The sequence below is a fragment of the Mesorhizobium sp. M0800 genome, assembly GCF_040320095.1.
In the GTDB taxonomy this organism is placed as follows: domain Bacteria; phylum Pseudomonadota; class Alphaproteobacteria; order Rhizobiales; family Rhizobiaceae; genus Mesorhizobium.
Map to the genome: position 1 here is coordinate 224,486 of NZ_JAMYOZ010000004.1, position 20,364 is coordinate 244,849.

19 protein-coding genes are annotated in these 20,364 nt (G+C 58.1%); 8 read left to right on the forward strand and 11 right to left on the reverse strand.

Going from position 1 to position 20,364, the window contains the following annotated elements:
• The first annotated feature begins 5 nt into the window (after window positions 1-5).
• From NKI18_RS07650 to NKI18_RS07665, 4 genes are all read left to right on the forward strand, one after another.
• A complete protein-coding gene (locus NKI18_RS07650; RefSeq protein ID WP_352615901.1) occupies window positions 6-1,172 on the forward strand; it encodes an ABC transporter substrate-binding protein in 1,167 nt (388 codons plus the stop codon).
• Window positions 1,173-1,191: 19 nt separating this feature from the next.
• The gene (locus NKI18_RS07655) at window positions 1,192-1,905 is read left to right on the forward strand and encodes an ABC transporter ATP-binding protein (protein WP_352615900.1); all 714 of its coding nucleotides are present in this window, start codon (window positions 1,192-1,194) and stop codon (window positions 1,903-1,905) included.
• 73 nt (window positions 1,906-1,978) lie between these two features.
• Window positions 1,979-2,764 carry a glucose 1-dehydrogenase gene (locus NKI18_RS07660; RefSeq protein WP_352615897.1) on the forward strand — a complete coding sequence of 262 codons (786 nt, stop codon included), beginning with the start codon at window positions 1,979-1,981 and terminating at the stop codon, window positions 2,762-2,764.
• Window positions 2,765-3,913: 1,149 nt separating this feature from the next.
• On the forward strand, window positions 3,914-5,071 hold the full coding sequence (locus tag NKI18_RS07665) for an alpha-hydroxy acid oxidase (RefSeq protein ID WP_352615894.1): 1,158 nt from the start codon (window positions 3,914-3,916) through the stop codon (window positions 5,069-5,071).
• Between the two features lie 123 nt (window positions 5,072-5,194).
• Here the strand turns inward: NKI18_RS07665 and NKI18_RS07670 are convergent, their stop codons facing one another.
• From NKI18_RS07670 to NKI18_RS07715, 10 genes are all read right to left on the reverse strand, one after another.
• Complete coding sequence (locus NKI18_RS07670) at window positions 5,195-6,568, reverse strand: FAD-binding oxidoreductase (protein WP_352615892.1); 1,374 nt, start codon at window positions 6,566-6,568, stop codon at window positions 5,195-5,197.
• Window positions 6,565-8,211, reverse strand: a complete 1,647-nt coding sequence (locus tag NKI18_RS07675) for a 5-guanidino-2-oxopentanoate decarboxylase (protein WP_352615890.1) — start codon at window positions 8,209-8,211, stop codon at window positions 6,565-6,567. Before NKI18_RS07675 ends, NKI18_RS07670 begins: the two co-directional genes overlap by 4 nt.
• 1 nt (window position 8,212) lies before the next feature.
• Window positions 8,213-9,409: a M20 family metallopeptidase gene (locus NKI18_RS07680; protein WP_352615888.1), complete on the reverse strand. Its 1,197-nt coding sequence runs from the start codon at window positions 9,407-9,409 to the stop codon at window positions 8,213-8,215.
• A 115-nt stretch (window positions 9,410-9,524) separates the two neighbouring features.
• Window positions 9,525-10,199: a GntR family transcriptional regulator gene (locus tag NKI18_RS07685; RefSeq protein ID WP_352615886.1), complete on the reverse strand. Its 675-nt coding sequence runs from the start codon at window positions 10,197-10,199 to the stop codon at window positions 9,525-9,527.
• Window positions 10,200-10,369: 170 nt separating this feature from the next.
• On the reverse strand, window positions 10,370-11,659 hold the full coding sequence (locus tag NKI18_RS07690; RefSeq protein WP_353019281.1) for a class-III pyridoxal-phosphate-dependent aminotransferase: 1,290 nt from the start codon (window positions 11,657-11,659) through the stop codon (window positions 10,370-10,372).
• Window positions 11,660-11,680: 21 nt separating this feature from the next.
• Window positions 11,681-12,055: a nuclear transport factor 2 family protein gene (locus NKI18_RS07695; protein ID WP_023741891.1), complete on the reverse strand. Its 375-nt coding sequence runs from the start codon at window positions 12,053-12,055 to the stop codon at window positions 11,681-11,683.
• Between the two features lie 35 nt (window positions 12,056-12,090).
• Entirely contained in the window at window positions 12,091-13,053 is a 963-nt protein-coding gene (locus NKI18_RS07700; protein WP_352615882.1) for an agmatinase, read from the reverse strand.
• Window positions 13,054-13,110: 57 nt separating this feature from the next.
• Complete coding sequence (locus tag NKI18_RS07705) at window positions 13,111-13,866, reverse strand: ABC transporter ATP-binding protein (protein ID WP_352615880.1); 756 nt, start codon at window positions 13,864-13,866, stop codon at window positions 13,111-13,113.
• Between the two features lie 8 nt (window positions 13,867-13,874).
• Window positions 13,875-14,717, reverse strand: a complete 843-nt coding sequence (locus NKI18_RS07710; protein WP_352615877.1) for an ABC transporter permease — start codon at window positions 14,715-14,717, stop codon at window positions 13,875-13,877.
• Window positions 14,718-14,754: 37 nt separating this feature from the next.
• Window positions 14,755-15,726, reverse strand: a complete 972-nt coding sequence (locus NKI18_RS07715) for an aliphatic sulfonate ABC transporter substrate-binding protein (protein ID WP_353019286.1) — start codon at window positions 15,724-15,726, stop codon at window positions 14,755-14,757.
• 183 nt (window positions 15,727-15,909) lie between these two features.
• On the opposite strand from NKI18_RS07715, the gene NKI18_RS07720 reads away from it, so the two are divergent.
• Window positions 15,910-16,842, forward strand: coding sequence for a LysR family transcriptional regulator (locus NKI18_RS07720; protein ID WP_352615872.1), 933 nt, complete (start codon window positions 15,910-15,912; stop codon window positions 16,840-16,842).
• A gap of 6 nt (window positions 16,843-16,848) precedes the next feature.
• Here NKI18_RS07720 and argE read toward each other — a convergent pair whose 3' ends face one another.
• Window positions 16,849-18,006, reverse strand: a complete 1,158-nt coding sequence (gene argE, locus NKI18_RS07725) for an acetylornithine deacetylase (protein WP_352615869.1) — start codon at window positions 18,004-18,006, stop codon at window positions 16,849-16,851.
• 434 nt (window positions 18,007-18,440) lie between these two features.
• On the opposite strand from argE, the gene NKI18_RS07730 reads away from it, so the two are divergent.
• Genes NKI18_RS07730 through NKI18_RS07740 form a run of 3 tightly spaced genes read left to right on the forward strand, consistent with a single transcriptional unit; the run spans window position 18,441 to window position 20,076 of the window.
• Window positions 18,441-19,124, forward strand: a complete 684-nt coding sequence (locus NKI18_RS07730; protein WP_352615867.1) for an ABC transporter permease — start codon at window positions 18,441-18,443, stop codon at window positions 19,122-19,124.
• Window positions 19,121-19,741 (forward strand): ABC transporter permease, encoded by a 621-nt coding sequence (locus NKI18_RS07735; RefSeq protein ID WP_352615865.1) that lies wholly within the window; start codon window positions 19,121-19,123, stop codon window positions 19,739-19,741. The genes NKI18_RS07730 and NKI18_RS07735 overlap by 4 nt, the downstream gene beginning before the upstream one ends.
• Window positions 19,708-20,076 (forward strand): hypothetical protein, encoded by a 369-nt coding sequence (locus NKI18_RS07740; RefSeq protein WP_352615862.1) that lies wholly within the window; start codon window positions 19,708-19,710, stop codon window positions 20,074-20,076. Before NKI18_RS07735 ends, NKI18_RS07740 begins: the two co-directional genes overlap by 34 nt.
• Window positions 20,077-20,364 lie beyond the last annotated feature (288 nt).

Sequence of the window (20,364 nt, forward strand, 5' to 3'; positions counted from 1 at the left end):
AATCTATGAAGAGCTTAATCGTAAAACTGGCGCTTGCGGCGCTTTTTGCCGGCACCCCGGCAGCGCATGCCGCGGATATCACGGTGTGCATGTGGGGCACGATCACCGGTCCGGATGCGCTGCTCAACGGGATGACCTACGGCACGCGCGATCACTTCGAATATCTGAACCAGGCCGAAGGCGGGATCGAGGGAAACCACATCAAGACCATCGTGCTTGATGGCCGCTACAAGCTCGATGAAGAACAGAAGATCTATCGCCGCTGCGTTGGCGAGGAAAACGCCGTCTTCGTGAAAGGATGGTCGACGGGCGCGGTCAAATCTCTTCGCGACCAGATCCAGGCCGACGCAGTGCCGTTCATGACCGACTCCCATTCGAGCGAAGTGCATGATCCCCAGAAGCTGCCCTACATCTTCATTCCCGGTCCCACCTATGAACAGCAGATTCTGATCGGCCTGCGGTCCGCCGCGCAAGCAGGCGCCAAGCGGGTTGTCATCATGCACGCCAACAACGAATACGGCCGTGCCCCGGTCGAGGTCGTCCGCAAGTCGGGCGCCATCGAGAAGATGGGCCTCGAACTCGTCGACCAGGTCGAATTTCCGTTCGATGCGCAGGATCTGACCGGACAAGTTCTGCGGATCAAGAACGAGAGTCCCGACCTCGTTTTCGTGCAGGCCTCAACGCCGCAGATGCTCGTCATCCTGCGCGACGCCGCCAAGGTCGGCATGCCCGCGAGCCTGTTCATGGGCAATATGTACAACATAGCGTCGGCAATTCCCGAACAATTGGGCGAGGGCGCGGAAGGGTTCCGCACAATCCAGATCTACGCCGATTTCGGGGAGAAGATTCCGGCGATGGATACGATCAACAAATACGGGGAAAATAACAAGATCGAGAAGCGCGACACCTACTATCTGAAAGGCTGGTACGAAGGCGTCGTCATGGCTGCGGCCATCCGCAATGCGGTCAAGAAGGCGGGCGGCGCGCCCGACGACCTTGCAGCATTCAGGAAGTCGGTTCGCGACGAGATGGAAGCCCTGATGGGCGTGGACACCGGTGGAATTACGCCGCCGGTGGACTATGCCAACCACCAGGGCACGACGCAGGCGCGAATCTCCCAAATCAAACAGGGCAAATATGTCGCGATCAGCGACTGGATAAACGCCGAGTAGCGGCTGACGGGACATCCCCATGCTTGAAATCCAGAATCTGAGCGCACGCTACGACGCTGTCATCTCTGCCCTCGAGAAGCTCGATTTCGAGGTGCCGGCGGGCCGTATCGTGGCAGTGCTGGGACCAAACGGCGCCGGCAAGTCGACGTTGCTGAAGGCAGTGGCTGGAATGCTGCCCTTCGAGCAGGGAGAAATCTGCGAAGGCCGGGTGATTTTCGATGGGTTCTTGCTCAACGGAAAGCATCCCGCGACCATCACGCGCACGGGAATCGCCCTGGTCCAGGATGGGCGGCAATGTTTCCGGAACCTCACGGTGGGAGAAAACCTCAAGGCAGCATCGTTCCAGAGCCCGAAAGGCAATGCGGAACGGCTGAAGCTCGTGTTGTCCTATTTTCCCATCCTTGAAGAGTTCTTCGATCGCCCGGCGGGCCTCATGTCGGGGGGGCAGTTGCAGATGCTCGTCATCGGCATGGCTCTCATGCTGCAGCCAAAGCTTCTGATGTTGGATGAGCCGAGCCTCGGCTTATCTCCCGTAATGGTCGAGACGGTGTTCGAGGTCGTGGAGCGGCTGCACCGCGACCTCGGCATGTCCGTCGTCGTCGCGGAGCAGACCGTCCCGCGCCTGATGGAGATAGCGCATGACGTCTACGTCCTTTCGCGCAGCCGCCTGGCCCTCCACGCGCCGCCCCACGAGGTAAGCCCAGAGAGGTTGCACGCTCTCTATCTGAGCTGATCGGCCAAAGATCCACCACCCGGCCCAAATGGTCGAAAGCGTCCATGGGCAACAGAACAGGAGCACCAACAAGATGCAATTGAGCGAGCTGGACGCCAGCAAGGGCGCGGGACGTTTGGCCGGCAAGGTGGCGATCGTCACCGGAGGCGGCAGCGGCTTCGGCGAGGCGACCGCCAGACTGTTCACGAAACAGGGCGCCAAGGTAGTGATAGCCGACCTTCGCGCCGATGCCGGCGAGCGTGTCGCTTCAGATATCGGCGATGCCGCCGATGCCGTCTCGGGCGATGTCAGTTCGGCCAAGGATGTCGGATCAATCGTATCGGAGACGCTCAGGCACTTCGGCAAAGTGGATATCGTCGTCAACAATGCCGGTATCACCCATATCAATCAGCCGCTGCTGGAGACCGACGAGGCATCTTTCGATCGAGTGTTCCGGGTCAACGTCAAATCGGTGTACCTCTTCGTGCAGGCTGTGGTTCCGCACATGCGCGATGCCGGCGGCGGCGTCATCTTGAACATCGGCTCGACGGCCGGACTCCGTCCCCGTCCCGGACTGACCTGGTACAATGCCTCGAAGGGGGCGGTGAACCTGATGTCCAAGTCGCTCGCCGTCGAACTCGCGCCGTGGAAGATTCGGGTCAATGCGCTGTGTCCCGTGGCAGGCGACACGCCCCTGCTTGCCGACCTGATGGGTGTCCCGGATACGCCAGCCAACCGCCAGAAGTTCACCGACAGCATCCCGCTCGGTCGGCTGTGCAGGCCATCGGATGTCGCGGCCGCCGCGCTCTACCTCGCATCGGATGAAGCGGATTTCATCACGGGCGTGGAGTTCCCGATCGATGGCGGGCGAACGATCTAAACCTTTGCCGACAAAACAGGACGCAAAAGCCGCTTGCCCCTGCGGGTCGACCCTCCTGGCATCGGACGCCTCCGCCTGGTGACCGGTACGGCTCAAATGGTCGATGGCGGCTGGACGGCGGACTGGGCTAGCGGCTGTACTTGGGCTTGAATGGTAGTTGGGCGTCGCTAGTCCGAGCGAAGATACGACGCGAGGACGAAACCGCTCGGGCAAATAGCTTCTTGGCAACCTTGGATCCTCGTCTATTCCAACTTTTGAGGCGCTTGTAGCGTCTAGGGTTGACTGGCCAGTTGTCGAAAGCCGTTAATCCTCAGGGCCGGCTATGGGGAAACCGTGCATCGTCAAGAGAAGCTGGGTCCGGTCAAGCGGGAGCGGTTGAGCTCCCATCCAGCAAGCATATCCAAGTTTGATGCTGTCAAACCGTGGTTCTACTCAAATCACTTTAGGAAATTTAGGGCGAGCGTAGACAAGGTGCCGCATGTGCGTCCGCCGAATTATTGATTGCTGGACGACTTGAGACACATGGGGTGCGCGTTTTGAACGGACGATCCAGGCATTTTTTTCGGACTGCCCCGGTTAAGTTCGATGTGGAAGCTTTTCTTTGTGGCCGACATCATTGGCATGAGTTCCAGAATTCTGAAGCGTTTCAGCGAGACCGGTCCGACGATGATGGTCAACTCAACCGCAGCCAAGCTTCCACAACCAGGGTATCAGTAGCAAATATAAGCGTGGCTAATTCTCAGAGGTTTCCGGGCAGCCTTTGGTATGTGGTCCTCGCGGGGTCTGTTTGTGCGGCGTTTGCATTGGTGTTGGTCCTCGTTTCATCAACGGAATCCCTGCCTCTGCACACGACCTATGTGAAATATGGATGCATTCCCGACGATCCTTCGAAGCGCGAATGGGACCAATATCTCGGCCTGTCGACCTGTAAATGAGCAGCGTGCCGATGCTAGCTCAGGCCAGGCTTGGTCCAGTTCTCTCCGCCCAGGCTCGATAAATCGGCCTTGCCCTGAAAGACGTCGCCGGGCGATGCGGGCGCCGCATCTGTCTGTTGATTAACCCGTCGCCTGGCAACGGTGGTGTCGAAGGCAGCAGCGACTGACTTGGCAAGGTCCTCGTGGAACCCGATACGGAAATTGCGAGTGAAGCGTGACGGATCGAGCAGGTTTCCTTAATTTTGCAGAGGCGCGAAAAATCGCAAAACGCCGCCTGCCGCGAGGGATTTTCGAATACATTGACCGGGGAACCGAAGACGAGCGGGCGCTTGTTGGGAACAGAGCTGCCTTCGATCGGATCAAGATTACACCGTATGCCTTGCGAAGCAGTTCAAACAGATCGACGACGATTTCGCTCTTCGGTCACGAATACAGCGCGCCACTGGTGGTCACGCCGACGGCTTTCGCAGGATTGGTCTACTTCAATGGCGAGATGGAACTCGCCAAGGCTGCGGCGGAGTTCGGCATTCCGTTCACGGCTGCGACAGAGGCGATAACTTCGATTGGGGTCGTCGCGCGAGCAAGCTCAGTACCGATATGGTTTCAACTCTATTTGTGGGACAAAGAGGAAATCTCGTTCAACCTGATGGAGAAGGCTTGGAGTTCAGGCGTCCGAACGATTGTCGTCACCGTAGATACTCCCGTTCTGCCGAACCGAGAGTTCAATGTTAGAAACGGTTTCGATGTTCCGCTGCGATTTTCGCCTCGCAATGTTTTTGACGGGGCCATGCATCCGCGCTGGGCTCTTGGCGTTTTGGGGCGCTATGTCATTACGGAAGGGATGCCCAGTTTCGCCAACTATCCGGACCAATACCGGAAGAATCTACTCAGGAGAGACCGGGGAGACTCCCTGGACTTTATGCCGAACCTAGGTTGGGATCACATGGCCAGAATTCGCGACCGCTGGAAAGGGACCATGGTGATCAAAGGCCTCCTTCGGCAAGAGGACGCGCTCGAGGCCAAACGCGTCGGCGCCGACGGCATCGTTGTATCGAACCATGGCGGACGTAATCTGGACAGCGCGATTGCGCCAATCGATGTACTCCGCGGAATAGTTGACTGCGTTGGCCCCGGAATGACAGTGCTGGCCGACAGCTCGGTTCAGCGCGGCAGCGATGTCTTCAAGCTGCTGGCTAGTGGTGCGAAGGCGGTCCTACTGGGACGTAGCATGCTGTATGGCACTGCGGCTGGTGGAAAGGCAGGAGCTATTGCGATGATGAGCATTCTTAAGGAAGAACTCGCACGGACAATGGACATGAGCGGCTGCCAAACGATCGCCGACGTCAATCAGGATTTGATCGCGGTGAGCTGAACATGAGGTAGACCGCAGAACCAGAAATACTTGCTTTTACTCTTCCTGCCCATGTGCGACTAGGGAATGCCGCGCCCTCGACTGGGCGGTGCATTCACGATTCGTCACGATGCGCTTTGGGATTCAGGATGCCCGCGCACCAATAGATTTGGGTTCGTACGATATATGCGGATTTAGAATTCCTGCAGGATCGAGAGCCGCGCGGATGCGGTTCATCGCAGCGATTTCGGCGGTTGACCGCGATCGCCAAAGATGCGCCGCCTTCTCTCGGCCGATCCCATGTTCCGCAGAGATCGAAGACGGTTCGTAGTACGCCAAGGGGTCATAGACGCATTCCTCGATAACGCGTGTCGCGTCGGACGAATACCCGTCGTGTCCGATCATGAAATGAATATTGCCGTCAGCGAGATGCCCGAAATAGTAGGCAATGGCGTCTGATACCCGGGCTTTGAGGCGCGCTTCTACCTCTGCGATGTAAGCCGCATACTTATGTGGTCGCATGCTGACGTCAAAGGAAAGCACATGTTTATGGGCTCGCTCGATGACATCGGACCCATCACGGATGGACCAGAGACGGCTCTCCTGGACAGGTGTCGTTGCCAGCGCGCTATCAACAATGTCGTCGATGCTCTCCAAAGCCCCGATCAAACTATCGACTGCCTGTTCGCCATTATCCAAGCCCTCGACCTGCGCGAGCAAATAAATGGGATGGCCCGGTGGAAGCGGGGGCGTTTCTGCCGACAGTGCGGTGCTCACTTTCTCGAAATAGCGGTTCCACATGATTTCCAAGGCCAACAAGGAATGGCCGCAGGCACGCTCTATTGCCTCCATCACCGCGAGGGCGCTGTCCAGGTGGTTGAGCGCCAACAGAACACTCGCCGTGCCGGCCGGGCGTCGGCTGAGCTTCAGCAACGCTTTGGTCACTATACCCAGCGTTCCCTCGGAGCCGATGAATATCTGCTTCAGGTCGTAACCCGCGTTGTTCTTGGGTAAACCCCTCAGATCGGTAAGGATCGACCCATCGGAAAGGACCACTTCAAGCCCGACAACGTTGGATCGTGTCATACCGAAGCGGATGACGGAATTCCCGCCCGCGTTCGTGGCGATGTTTCCACCTATGGTGCAACTGCCCCGAGCGCCGAGATCAACGCCATAACGTAGATCGTGGTCCGCAGCGAAATCATGGACCGCCACCAACTTCGTTCCCGCCCCTACCACAACGAGGCGCGTGTTCGGGTCGAAGCTCTCGAACATATTTAGCCTCTCGGTGGAAATTCCGAAGTAGTGCGATGGCGTGTGGGTACCGTGCACGAGCCCGGTGAGCCCACCCAGCGCAACCACTGGCGCCTGTTGCCCATGAAAGAGCTTCAGGCACTCCGCCACTGCCTCGGTGGTCCCGGGTCTGACAACAAGCGCCGGGCCACCTGGCGGCCCGGCAAGGACATTCGATCCGCCCACGAGCTGCCGAAGGCTAGCCTCAAGGGTCTCGCTGTTCATGACACGCCTGCGCCTGAAAACATTGCCGCGTCATTGTCTATCTGGAGCAGGGTCGGTCTGTTTCTCTTGAAAGCTTCCTTGAGCTCACGGCTGAGTTGTTCGAGTGATTCAATTTGAACGGCATGGCATCCAAACCCCGTCGCAATCATCTGGAAGTCGGGCGTGTAGAGGTCTACGCCCACCGTGGGGATGTCCGACGCAATCATGGCATCTCTGATTTCGCCATATGCTCGGTTGTTCCAGAGAATGATCGGAAGGCTGACTTCATTCTCGACTGCTGAGGTGAGCTCCTCGATCGTGTAGAGGAAGCTGCCGTCGCCGACGATCGCGACCACCTGGCGATTCGGGCAGCCGATCTTCGCTCCGATGGCGGCGGGGAGGGCGCTTCCGAGCGTGCCGTAGCCGTTCGGGAACAGCCATGTGCCGGGCTCTTTAGAGGGGAAGAAATGATTGCCTGTGTATGCAAGTTGAGTGGAGTCGGCGCAGATGACGGCATTCGGATCAAGCGCTGCCGCTATCGCCCTCAAGATCGGCTTGTGCTTGTGGGACTCTGCGGACCAACCCGCGTCTTTTCCCACTGCCGCCCTGATGCCGGTGACGCGTCGCTGAGCGATTTCTCTCTTAGCCGCGTCGGCACCGCCGCACCCTTCGATTATCGCCTGGAGCGCGACCTTCGAGTCGGAGAGCATGGCGATGCGCGGGAGATAGTTCATGGTCAACTGTCGCGGATCGACGTCGATCCTGATCAACGCGCCATTTATCCGGTAGCTCTTGCAGGTGTAGAGCAGGTCCGTCTCACTGAGTTCCGTCCCCACTGCCAGCACTACGTCGGCATCCTCGATCGCGCGGTGCATCGGAGGGAAAGGAAGACTTGAGCCAAGGGAGAGGGGATGGGTTTCCGGTAGGATTCCCTTACCAGTATTCGTCGTCACCACGGGAATGCCAAGTTGCTCCGCGAGCGTCCGGGCTTCTCGGTTCGCGCTGCGAGCTCCTCCGCCGACGATCATGATGGGACGCTTGGCGCCCATTAGCATCGAGGAGACTCGGCTGATCACATCCGGGTGCGGCCCGGGTCTATACAATTGGAGCGCTTGCTCGCCGGGCACCGGCACCTTCGAACTGAGGAGGTCTCTCGGAACTTCGATCAGGGCCGGCCGCGGACGCGACACCTCCATTGACGACATGGCCCGGTGGAAAACCTCCTCGATGTTTGAAGGCTCGAGCAAGGTATGGGTGAAAGCAGCAATCTGCTCCTGGACAGCGGACTGCGACTTGGTCTCGTGCAGGGCGCCGCGGCCCACTCCGATTTCTCCGCGCAAGTTGTTCGCGGCGATAACGAACACCGGAATGGAGTCCGAATAGGCTTCGGCAATACCTGTGGCTGCATTGAGCACACCGGGCCCAGTTATGAGCATGCATGCGGCCGCTCGGCCAGTCGCGAAAGCGTAGCCGTAAGCCATGAACGCTCCACCCTGCTCGTGCCGAGGCGTCACGTGCCTGATCCGTCGTTCGGGAAGAGACTTATAGAAGTCTACGGTGTGGACCCCGGGAATGGAGAAAATCGTGTCGATCCCATAGGATTCCATGAGACGAAGAATGGCGTCCGCCACCGTCGTCTCGCCGATTTGCTTTTTGTCGCCCATATCAGGCCTCCCCGCCTTTGGTCAGAACCATGACGGCCCTGGCAATCTTGCGCGCGGAATTGACGAGGTCTGCCGTCCCGACGTGTTCCTCAGGGGTATGCGCCCACTTCTCGTCACCGGGACCGAGGCCGATCGTGGGGATGCCGGCCGCGTTCATGAACGTGCCGTTCACGCCGAAACGCCAGGCGGAGATGGCCGGGGCGGTGTCGTCGACGTCGAGTGCGGCGACCATGGCAGCCTGAGCCACCAGGCTGGTTTGTGGGGTGAACATCAACGGGTAATGGTTGGTGACTTCGGCGGTCCACTTGACCCCCTCGGATTCCCCGTATGCGGACTTTAGGATTTGACGGATTTCCGACAGGCAGCTCTCTTCATCCTCTCCCCTGATGTAGCGACGGTCGACCCTCATCTTCACGAGGTCCGGTACGACGGCCGTGCCATTGTCCGGGAAGGAATGCATGCCGGTCACGACTACCGTGGCAGGGCCAAGAAGCTCGTCTTCCGGCAGCGTAGACGCGTATTGCTCCAAAGCACCGATGAACGCCGTCGAAAGATAGATCGCATTGATGCCGTTCGACGGCTCCGACGCATGGGAGGTTCGCCCATGGAAGCAGACCTCGAACTCCAGCTTGCCGCGGTGACCGAGATAGACTTGCCCCCTCGTTGATTCCACGGAGATTCCATAGTCCGCGCGAATTCCTCCTTCGATAACCGACTTCACACCCAAGGGAGAGTCCGTCTCTTCCTCGACGTCGGCGACAACGATCACATCGCCGCCCGGCTTCAGCCCGCTGCGCTGCAGGGCACCCACCGCATAGACGGCCGAGATGACGTTGCACTTCATGTCACACGATCCACGGCCGAAAATGGCCTGACCGCTTTCGCCCCAACGGGCGGCGTCCACGAGTTCACCGGAGAACGGATTCTGCATAGCGCCAACCGGGACGTGATCGATGTGGCCGTTGATCATGACGGATGGCCCGGTCCCGTCGCCGAAAACCGTCCCGATAACATTTCCGTTCGCATCGATTTTTACGTCGTCAAAGGAAAGCTCGATCATCTTTTCGGCGACGAATTTCGCGACATTCGCCTCTTGGCCGGTGAGGCTCTCGATGCGTACCACCTCCTGGCAAGCCGCGATAAGCGCAGGAGCGTCGATCGCTTTGTCAATGGCCGCACCAACTGAATTTCTGAGCATGATGAAGTCTCTTCTGTCTACTGTCGACATTTTTGGCCTTTAGAAACGGCCTCATGTCGGGATTGATGGGAAATTTGGTGCTGAGCTCGCGACGCTGCCGTCCGGCCGCGTTGAGCTATTTCGTGGAAGCAAAGGCGTCCAGTGATGTCATTATGTGCTCAGCGAGCGCTTCGGCGGCCTTGTCTGGATCGCCGCTTTCTATCGCTTGCACGAGAGGCTCATGCTCCTGCGCAACGTCCATGAGATTCTTGTAACCTGCATTGTCGATCGTAAGTGCGAGGCGAAGATGGTCGAACAGAAGCCCGGCGACCTTTTCGATGTACGGGTTCTTGGCCATCCGCCAGAGAGCTTCGTGGAATTCAAGTTCTGCGTCGACCAAGCCAGGCAAATCGCCATTCTTCGCAAAATTCGACATCGTTTTGATGAGCTTGCGCAGCTTCTTGACGTCTTCGGCGGTATGGCGCTCGGCCACCGCCCTGATCGCTAACGCCTCGATGGCATTCCTCACGACATACAACTCGCGAATTTTCTCCGCACTCATCTGGATAACCGAGGTCCCGTAATGGGTGCGGCTCTCAAGAAGCCCGGCTTCGGTCAGGCGGTTGACGGCTTCGCGGATTGGCGCGCGGCTGATGCCGAGAGATTTGGCGATGCTCGCTTCGACAATGCGCTCCCCCTGGGCGATCTGTCCTGAAAGAAGTTTGGCACGGAGGTCGAAGTACACCTGATCAGCAACCGAATTACGCTGGATCACCAAGCCGTTGGTTTCATCTTGTTTCACGACACCCATGGCGGGCCTTTCTTCATGGTTGGCGCAGCCTACCGAATTCGGTCCAGCATCAGCGCAGGCAACTTAGCGGAACTTGCGAAAAAAGAATACGAAACCGTGCAACGATACGGATCCGCTCCGTTTTCCAATGTGGAGAACCTCCCCGGCTTTTCGCCGGGGAGTTGGGCGGATTACGCAGCAGGTTTCACAGATTTACGCAGCAAAGAGGTGGCACGGTCAAAAGCTTCAACGATGGTATCGGCTTCCACTTCGGTAAGCACCAGCGGAGGAAAGAACTTCAGACCGGGTGGATCGATTTCCGCGACGCTGTGGCATAAAACGCCATCGGCGAGGATCTCTCTGTAGAGTTCACGCCCGACATCCCGGTTGGCAACTTGAACAGAGACGGCGAGCCCGAAGGATGTGACGCCCCTGAGAACATCGGAATGTTTCGAGCAGAGCGCTTGGAAGCCGTTGTGGAGGTACGCTCCGACTTTGCGGACGTTCTCCAACAAAGCTGGACTTGAGGCGACGTCAAGCACCTTCGCCGCGACAATACAGCTGATCTCGTTGCCGCCGAGGCTGGAGATGTACGCGAACCGATGCTGATTCATGCACTGCTCGTAAATCTCCGCCCGCATCAATACCGCACTCGCTGGGTACAGGCCGCCCGACAAGCCCTTCCCGGTGATCATCATGTCCGGATCGATGTCATACTGCTCCGAAGCCCACAGTGTCCCCGATCGACCCAGACCTGCGCGTGTTTCGTCCACGATGAACAGGACTCCGCGCTCTTTGCAAAGGCGGGACGCCTGGGTGAAGAAGTCGTTGGAAGCCGCCTCGAAGGTCTCGTAATCCATCGGCTCGATGATGAAGGCCGCGATCTCGGAGGTAAGAAGACGGTCGAGTTCCTCGAGATCGCCGAACCGCTCGATAAAGGTCGAGTGCGAAGGTAGATTATAGTGGTCGATGATCCCTTCTTCGGGCGAGCCCGTGACGATAGCCGCGAATCCTGTATGGCCGTGATATCCATGCCTGTAGGCAAGCATCTTCTGGCGCTTGGTAACGCGGAACGCGAACATTGTCGCCAGATCGACCGAAAGAGTGGAGCAAAGAGTAATCACGCTCCGATTCAGATGGGCCTTGGGCGCGAGCGCCGCCAGCTTGTCCTGGAGTTCCAAATATTTGGCATTGGGTACCGACCAAAGCCCAGTGTCCCGGCCATCGTCGAGCGCCTGCCGCAGCACAGCCAAGATCTCTGGATGGCGATGCCCCAACGCATGCACGCCGCCGCCGGTGCCGCAGTCGATCAGTCGCCGCTTGCCCTCGATGTCCCACATGTAAACGCCTTCGCGTTTGCCGATGACGAATTCAGCGCCTTTCGCCTTCTGCCGCTCAGCATTTGACCGCCAGGATCGCTCGATGAAGGCGTCGAAAATTTCGGCACTTGTGTGAAGTGCCTTCTGGTTTTCGGTTGTCATTTTACGATTCCATTCTCGCAGTCACTGCGCATCCAAAGTGAAGTGCCAAACCTTCGAGACGATCTTCCATCCGTCGGCGGTTTTTACGCAGGTCAGTTCATCCACGAAGTTCTTCGGAATAAAAATCTCCTTGACCCGAAGATGGGCTGTCGTGGGGCTGGCGATCTCGATCGCAACGACCTCATCTCTCCTCGGATCGTTGCGAGACGCCGGTGAAACACGGCCCCGCACGATCTCGAGGTACTTGTCGACGCCCATGATTACGGGTTCCGCTTCCGTGAAGCAGTAGAGCATCGCTGCGGGATGAAACACCTCAGCGAAGAGGTCCGCCTTCCCGAAATACAGCGCGTCGAAGTACTTGGTTGCGAGCTCGCGCAACGCGGCTTGGCCTGACATGATGTCCTCCCTTACGTTTGTTCTGTTCGGGCCGATCAAGCCTGTTTCGTCGTGCGGTTCTGGTGGGCTAACGCCGCCAGGCACGTGAGCTCGAACATCAGGTTCGCGGCGTTGATGCAGGTGATCCCGGTCGGATCGAGCGACGGCACGACTTCGCAGATGTCACCGCCGATCAAATCGACGCCATTGAGCGACCGCAGGATCATTTGGGCGTCCCGCATCATGATGCCGCCCGGCTCTGGGACACCCGTGCCGGGTGCGTCCTTCGGGTCCAGACCGTCGATGTCGATCGAGAAGTAAGTCCGGCCGGCGCCGATTACGCGTTTGATCTCCTCGATGACCGCTGCGCGGCCCATCGTCTCGTACTCGTCCATCGTGATCATTCGGATGCCGACCTGACCACCGTAGACGATGTCGTCGTCGCCATAGCGGGTACCCCGCAGACCGATCTGGACGATCCGCTTGGGATCGAGAAGGCCTTCTTCCACCGCACGGCGGACGAAGGTGGCGTGGTTGTACTTCGTTCCCATAAATTCATCAAAGGTATCGGAATGCGAGTCGATCTGGATCAGACCGACGGGGCCGTCCTTGGCTATTGCCCTGAGAATTGGAAGCGGGACTGTGTGGTCCCCGCCCACAGAAATCGGCACGGCACCAGCTTCGTGGACACGCTGGAAAAACTGTTCAATGTGCTCGACGCTTTTCTCGACGCTGAGTGGATGGGTTGGCGCGTCGCCGATATCGGCGATATTCGCGATGCGGTATGGAGCGACGCCGGTGGTCGGATTGACCTGGCGGATCAAGCGAGAGGCCTCACGAACGCCCGCCGGTCCCTGTCGTGCACCGGATCGGTACGTCGCGCCCAAATCCAGGGGAACGCCGACCAGAGCGATGTCGATGGAAGGGGAAATCTCCGACCGAGCGGCGCGCATGAACGTTGCGATCTCGGCGTATCGCGGGGTTACGGATGAATCAACGGGATTGAATTCGTTCGACATTTCATTCCTTTCTTGTCGGCCATTGGGGTCAAGCGGCCGCAAATTTAGATCAGCGCGTCAATGCCTCAGCAGGTGGAGCATGTGTTTGCGGTAACGGGTGAATTCCTCGCTCGCGACGATGTCGGGGACGCGCGGCCTCGGCAGTTCAATTCTGAAGTCTTCGATGATCCTGCCAGGGCGCGCGCTCATGACCAGCACGCGGTCCGCAAGATAGACGGCTTCCTCAATATCATGGGTCACGAAGATCACGGTGGTCCGTTTGCGAGACCAGATATCGAGCAACAGTTCCTGCATCCGAGAACGTGTCTGTGCGTCGAGCGCCCCGAACGGCTCATCCATCAACAGAACGCTAGGCTCCATCGCCAGAGCGCGGGCGATCGCCACGCGTTGCTTCATGCCGCCCGAAAGGACTTTCGGAAACTGGTCCGCGTATTCCTTGAGACCCACAATCTCAATGAGTTCATTGGCGATTTGAGAGACCTTGGCCTTCGGCCAGCGATTCAGTTTCGGGCCGAACTCGATGTTCTGCCTCACCGTAAGCCATGGATAGAGCGAATAGTTCTGGAAGACCATTCCGCGATCCGGGCCTGGTTGCGCAACGGATCGTCCATCGACCTTGATTGACCCAGTCGAAGCTTCCACCAGCCCGCCCACGACGTTGAGCAAAGTTGATTTTCCGCATCCGGATGGCCCCAGAAGACAGACGAACTCACCTTGCTCGATTTCCAGATTGGTATTCGTCAGCGCTATCTTCGGAGCTTCCCGATGCCGGGCGAATTCCACGCTGACGTTGTCGACAAGAACGCGTGTCATGGTGGTCCTCAGTACATGTAGGGAAAAAACTTGCGGTGCGCGTAGCGGAATGCGAGGTCGGTCAAGACGCCCAGGATGCCGACGGCGACGATCCCGGCGATGACCTGGTCCGTCAGAAGGAAGCGCTGGGACTGCAGGATGGCGATACCCATTCCCTTGTCCGCTCCGACGAGTTCCGCGACGATGACATAGGTCCAGGCGATGCCCGCCGTGATGCGGAGCGCGTCCACGATTGCCGGAACGCAGGCGGGCAGCAGAACCTTGAAGAACACCTGTCGCGAGCTCGCTCCAAGCGAGTAGGCACTGTTCATAAGGTCGCTGGAAACGCCTTCCGAAATGCTCGCGATGAACAGGGCGAGCGGGAAGAACGTGCCCATGAAGACGATCGAGATTTTCTGCGATTCGTTGATCCCGAGCCAGATGATCATCAGCGGCACGAAGGCGGTTGCAGGCAAATAGCGCGCGGTGCTGAGCAACGGTTCGAGAAGGGAACGGAAGAACGGGAAATTCCCGATGAGAATGCCTATCGGCACCGCCACTACCGCCGCGACAAAAAATCCGCCGAATACACGGTAAGAGCTCGCCCAGACATCCTCCAAATAGCCACCGCTCACGACCATGTTGGCCAGACGACTGGCGACTGCGATGGGGCTGGGAAGGAAGAAGGGTTGAATCCAACCGGCCTCGGTGACAAGCAGCCACAGCAGAAAAAAGCCCAGTACCCCGACGACGGAAATCGCCATCCGTTCACCAGCAGGCAGGTTTGCCCTGGGCCTCAAATATGTCCGCACCTTGGTGAGGAAGCCTAGGCGTCTCTCAGAGACGCCCGCGGTTTTGACTTCGCTGTTCATCGGAAGCGCTTGGAAAGTCCGCATCGTCCCTCCAGGTTCACTTTGCCAGCTCGCCAGCGATGCCGACGACCTTTGCCGCGTCCGGCGTCGAGCGCAGCACGCCGATTTTCTGATAGAACTCACCTGCCTGGGACACGAGTGCAAAGGCCGGGCTGCGATCACCGGAGAAGAACGCCACGTTGTCCTGTTTGCTGAAGAAGCGAACGTCCTTCAGCGTGCCCTCGAGTGTCTCGGTGCTCATCTTCAGATTACGAGCGATGATCTCATGCGCCTCCGCCGGGTTCGTCCCCATGAAAGCGATGCCTTCGAAGTAGGCGTCGACGAACGCCTTCATCTCCGTCTTGTGCTCGTTGGCATAGTCTGACTTCGCGGCGAGCGCGTCGACGATTAGACCTGGCATCGTGCTGGTGTCGGCCAGGATCTTGCCGAAGTCGGTAGCAGCGGCCTTTGAAAGCCACGGCTGCCACGTCACGGCGGCATCGACGCTGCCGGCAACGAAGGCTGCGCCGGCGTCACCCGACTTCATGTCGATGACATGGACGTCTTCGAGCTTCAATCCGGCCTTGTTGAGCGCCTGCGCGAGAAGGAACTGCGAGACCGAACCCTTCTGAACACCGACTGATTTGCCTTTCAGGTCCGCGACGGTCGCTATCTCCTTCTTCGCGACAATTCCGTCGCCGCCGGCCGACTCGTCGAGCGCGGTCAGAACTTCCAGGTTAGCTCCGTTTCCGGTAAACAGTGCGAAGTTGTCCATCGTCGAGGCGACGATATTGATCTGACCGCCCTGCATGGCGGCGATGGCGTCTGATGATGCCTCGATGATCTGCAGGTTTACATCCAGTCCTGCCTTTTCGAAGAAGCCCTTTTCCTTGGCGATGTAGAGCGCGCCGTAGCCAATCCAGGTCGAGTGCGCGACCGAAATCTTTTCCGCTGCATCAGCGACGTTCCAGGTTGAAGACATGGTGATAGCGATTGTGCCCGCAAGAGCGAGCTTTTTAAGGAGTTTCATTGACGTTCCCCATTGTGTTATTGGCGACTGTCCTCTGTCGACAATGTTTCGTCTCACATAAATCTGATGTAGTCAATGCGAAATGGTCCTCTCGCGATAACTGTGATTTATGGGCTGGCACCACCCCATGAAGTCGTGCGGGATTTATCCTGGAACGGCGGATGCACGGTCGAAAGGCGGAATATGCGTTTAGAAATCCCACCCCTGGACAAGGTCGACATTCGGCTCCTTCGGGTCTTTAAGGCGGTGACCGAATGCAATGGTTTCGCGGCCGCCGAGGAAACGCTCGGTCTGGGCCGATCAACGATCTCAATCCACATATCCGACTTGGAAACGCGCTTCGGCCTGAAGCTTTGCATTCGCGGTCCTAGTGGGTTCTCTCTGACGCCACAGGGACAGGTCGTGTATGAGGCCACCCTGCGGCTCTTTAGCGAGATCAACAGTTTCAGAACGACAGTCGCCGGGTCCAAGGGGCAACTCATGGGCGAACTGACGATATGGCAGATGGAGAACATTGCGAGCGATCCGCTGAACCCTCTGGTAGGCGCGCTTCAGCGATTTCGCGAGCGCTCGAATGGCGTTGAAATAACCATGAATGTGGTGCCATCCAACGATGTTGAGCGGGGGGTTTATGACGGTCGCTGCGATCTTGGTCTTACCGGAAGCCGGAGCCCACTGAATGGCTTGAAGTACCAGGAGGCCTACTCCGAAAGAATAGCGCTTTACTGTGGTTCGAAGCATCCGCTTTTCGGCCGCTCCGAAAGCATGCTGAGCGATGATGACCTGCGTCAGGTGGATTTCGTTCGGCGAGGGTTTGTAACTCAGCAGCAGGAAATGGTCGAAACCAATTGGAACTCTACGGTTGTTTCGATGCACGTCGAGGCGACTCTCCAGTTCATCTTGACGGGTCTCCACATCGGCTATCTTCCTGATCAGTACGCTGCCGCATGGGTTGACCTCGGCATACTTCGAAAAATCAATCCGGAACGATTCAGCGTGAATTGGCCGGTGTACGTCGTGTCTCGCGAGAGCAACGCTCCCTCCGTCCTCGTCTCGACGTTTCGAGATGATCTCCTCAGCGAGTCGCGACGCCTGGCAAGCCAGGAAACGAGTTGAGCCACGTCAGAAGAGGGTTTGGACGATCTGCGCCAGCACCCTTTCTCCCTCCTTGAATTGCGTTTTGTCGATAAACTCGTCGACCTGATGAGCCTGGGATATGCTCCCCGGCCCAAAGACAACCGTAGGAAGCCCCGCCGCCTGGAAGAAGCCGGCCTCAGTCGCATATGACACGGCTTTCACGTTCGGCGAGGAGCTGAAGCGGCTTACGAGCTGTTCCGCAGCACTGGAAACTACTCTGACGAGCGGCGGAATATGGAAACGCTCGGTGATCTTGATCTTACAACCAGGGGCTGTCGCACACATTCTGGGAAGCACGACATCCCGTGCAAGATCTGAAATCCGTGCGAGGATAGCTGCAGCCTGCCCGGGCTCCATTGTTCTGGCCTCCATCTGGAAGCTGCACCGCGCGGGAATTACATTTCCAGCGGTGCCTCCTTCGATGATTCCGACTGTGACAGTGGGATGCGGCACGTCGTAGAGCTCGGCATTCGGCGATGGCTGTTCCTCGAACTCCCGGGCAATATGCTCCACCTCGCAAATCAGGCGAGCGGCCGCATGAATGGCGTTGGCGCCCAGGTGTGGAAGGCTTGAGTGGGCCGCTTTGCCGAAAATTTCGATCGTCCAATCGAGCGCGCCTTTGTGCGCGCCCACGACCTGCATTTCCGTGGGTTCGCCAACGATGACCGCAAGAGGAGTCGGGACGGACTTCTCGATATGGCAGACGATCGGTTTCACACCTTCACAGGAGATCTCTTCGTCATAAGAAAACGCAAGGTGGAGCGGCTTCGTGAGCTCGGCGATGGGAACGGTCGCGGCAAGCGAGAGGGCGAGGGCGAGGAACCCTTTCATGTCCACCGCTCCACGCCCATAGAGGCGCCCATCCGCCTGTCGCAACGCGAATGGATCGGAAGTCCAGGACTGGTTTCCCGCGGGAACGACGTCCATATGACCCGACAGGACAATTCCGCCCGGAGCCATTGGTCCAAAAGTCATGAGCAGGCTGGTTCGGGTGCCATCGGCTGAGGGGAACCTTTGGATCGCTGCTCCCAAGGATTTGGCAAAGGTTTCGACATAGTCCGCGATGTCGAGGTTGGATTGACCAGATAGGGACTTAAATCCCACCAGCTTGGACAGGATTTCGATAGCATCTTTCGATAGCATCTATAGAGGGCATCCTTCATTCGACCTTTGGTTCCTGGCTGGCTGCGACGGCGGTCTAGCCCGAGGGATGAAGCCGCCGTCGCCGTCCGCCGGCAAATGGGAGGATGCCGTTGGTCGCCATGCCAATACTGTGAGTTCGCCGAGTTTGAGAGGGCAGGGCTCTGCTAAGCCGTTATCCGGTTCACCCTCCGAACTGCCGAAGATGATCTGGTCCAGTAGAATCTGCGTCGCTTTCATCGAGAACGTTTCCCAGTCTCGGGCTCCTCATAGCCGCCATTGGAAGGTCGGATGATGTCAAACCTTCAAACGAGGGTTTGGGGCTCTTATGTGCGCCGGAATGCGTAGCGTTCGCCGAGGTAGACTGCAAAATAGTTGTCGACAGTGGACAATAGATTTGTCATGCTCGACCTTGTCAAGGCAGATGAGGTTTCAAATTGGACTGGGCAGGGCAGATCACGTCGGGAACGATTCTAACCGTCGGACTGGCGCTTGCGACGCTTCCGATCGGCCTGTTGTTTGGATTGGCGCTGGCCTTGGCATCGAGGTCGCAAAATCTTTACGTGCGGGTCGTTGCAGCGGTCTACTCGACAGTGTTCCGCGGCTTACCGGAGCTTCTGACGCTGATCGTGATCTATTACGGAGCGCAGGAACTGCTCAATCAGTTCGCTGACGAAATCGGGATCGACGGATTTGGCGAGATCAGCCCGTTTGCAGCCGGCGTATTCTCCTTGGCTCTCGTTTTCGGGGCCTTCTCTGCGGAAGTCTTCCGGTCGGCGCTAAACTCTATTGCGAGCGGCCAGGCCGAGGCCGCTCAGGTGATCGGTCTTACTCGCTTTCAGACGTTCAAGGATGTCATCGCACCTCAGATGCTGCGAGCGGCGATGCCAGGCCTGTCGAATACGTGGATTGTATTGTTGAAAGATACATCATTGGTCTCAATCATCGCGCTCAACGACCTCATGCGGACGACCAGCCTCGCGGTATCGAGCACCAAGCAACCGTTCGAGTTCTACGGGACTGCCTGCCTCATTTATCTCCTGTTGACCACGGTCTCCGAACGCACCGCGGGCGTTCTCGAGGCACGGCTCTCGCGCGGGTATGCCAGGAGCGCGTCTTGAATTTGTTCCTGCCCGACTTTGCTCCTCAACTTCTGGCCGGTTTTGCCGTCACCTTGAAGATCGTGGCAATATCCGCCTTGCTGGGGTTCCTTGCGGCAATTCCGCTGACGCTGGCGCTTCTCAGTGGTCGTGCATCCATTCGTTTCATAGCAAGTTCATACCTGCTCTTTTTCCGCGGTACGCCGCTGCTCGCGCAGCTTTTCCTGGTCTACTACGGAAGCGGTCAGTTCCGCGCAGCCCTAGAGGGTGTCGGCCTCTGGTGGCTATTCGCGGACCCTTTCTTTTGCACGATCTTGACGTTTTCACTGAACACCGCGGCCTATCAGGCCCAGATTTATCGGGGCGCCATAAACTTGGTAGCGCGCGGACAAACTGAGGCGGCACAGACCCTCGGTTTGTCCCGCTACAACACGTTTGTCGACATCTTGATTCCGCAGGCGATGGTCGTCGCAGTGAGACCGCTCGGCAATGAGCTTGTCCTTCTTGTAAAAGCGAGCGCGGTCGCTTCCATCGTCGCCGTCTATGATCTGATGGGCGCCGCCAGATTGGTCTATGCGAGGAGTTTCGAACTAAGCCCATATCTTTGGGCAGGGCTTATCTACATCTGCTGCGTGTAAGCCTACCCATCACGCTCAAAGAGTTCGAACGCAGGCTGACTGAATTTCAGGCCAGCGCGATCAAGGACTTGGTGAGCAAGGTGGCTGTGATAGTCGACGGCGACCTCGACCAGATTCCCAAAGCACTCAATGCTTTAGGAGTGCTTGATCTCGGGCTAATCGCCAGAACCGTTGCCTTTCTCGGCCACGCGACGAGCTTGATAAAAGCGGCTGAGGACAGTGTTGCGCGCGAAGAGGCTAATCGGGGGCAGGCCGATCCCGCCACGCTCGTTGCCGAAATCACCATGATGCTGACTACCATTGCCCAATCTGATGAGCCGGAGGCGACAGCATGAGGACAACCTTGCCTGCACGTGCGTCAGCCCTGCGCGCTCGTCTGAACCGTCTCCACGAGATGAGTTCCAACGTCGCCGAGGCCGCTGACCTGGAAGGCTTGCGGGGCCAACTCGCCCGGCACGTCGAAAAATTTTCGGCCTCAGCCGAGAAGAGACGCCTCCTTACCAAGGCCGGCATCACCATTGTCGACCCCGCAAGCAGCGTTGCGGTCCGAAAGAAGGCGACTACCGTGCTTGAACGCTTTGCAGCGACACCAAAATCCGGAACAATCAAGAAGGGGCAGGTAT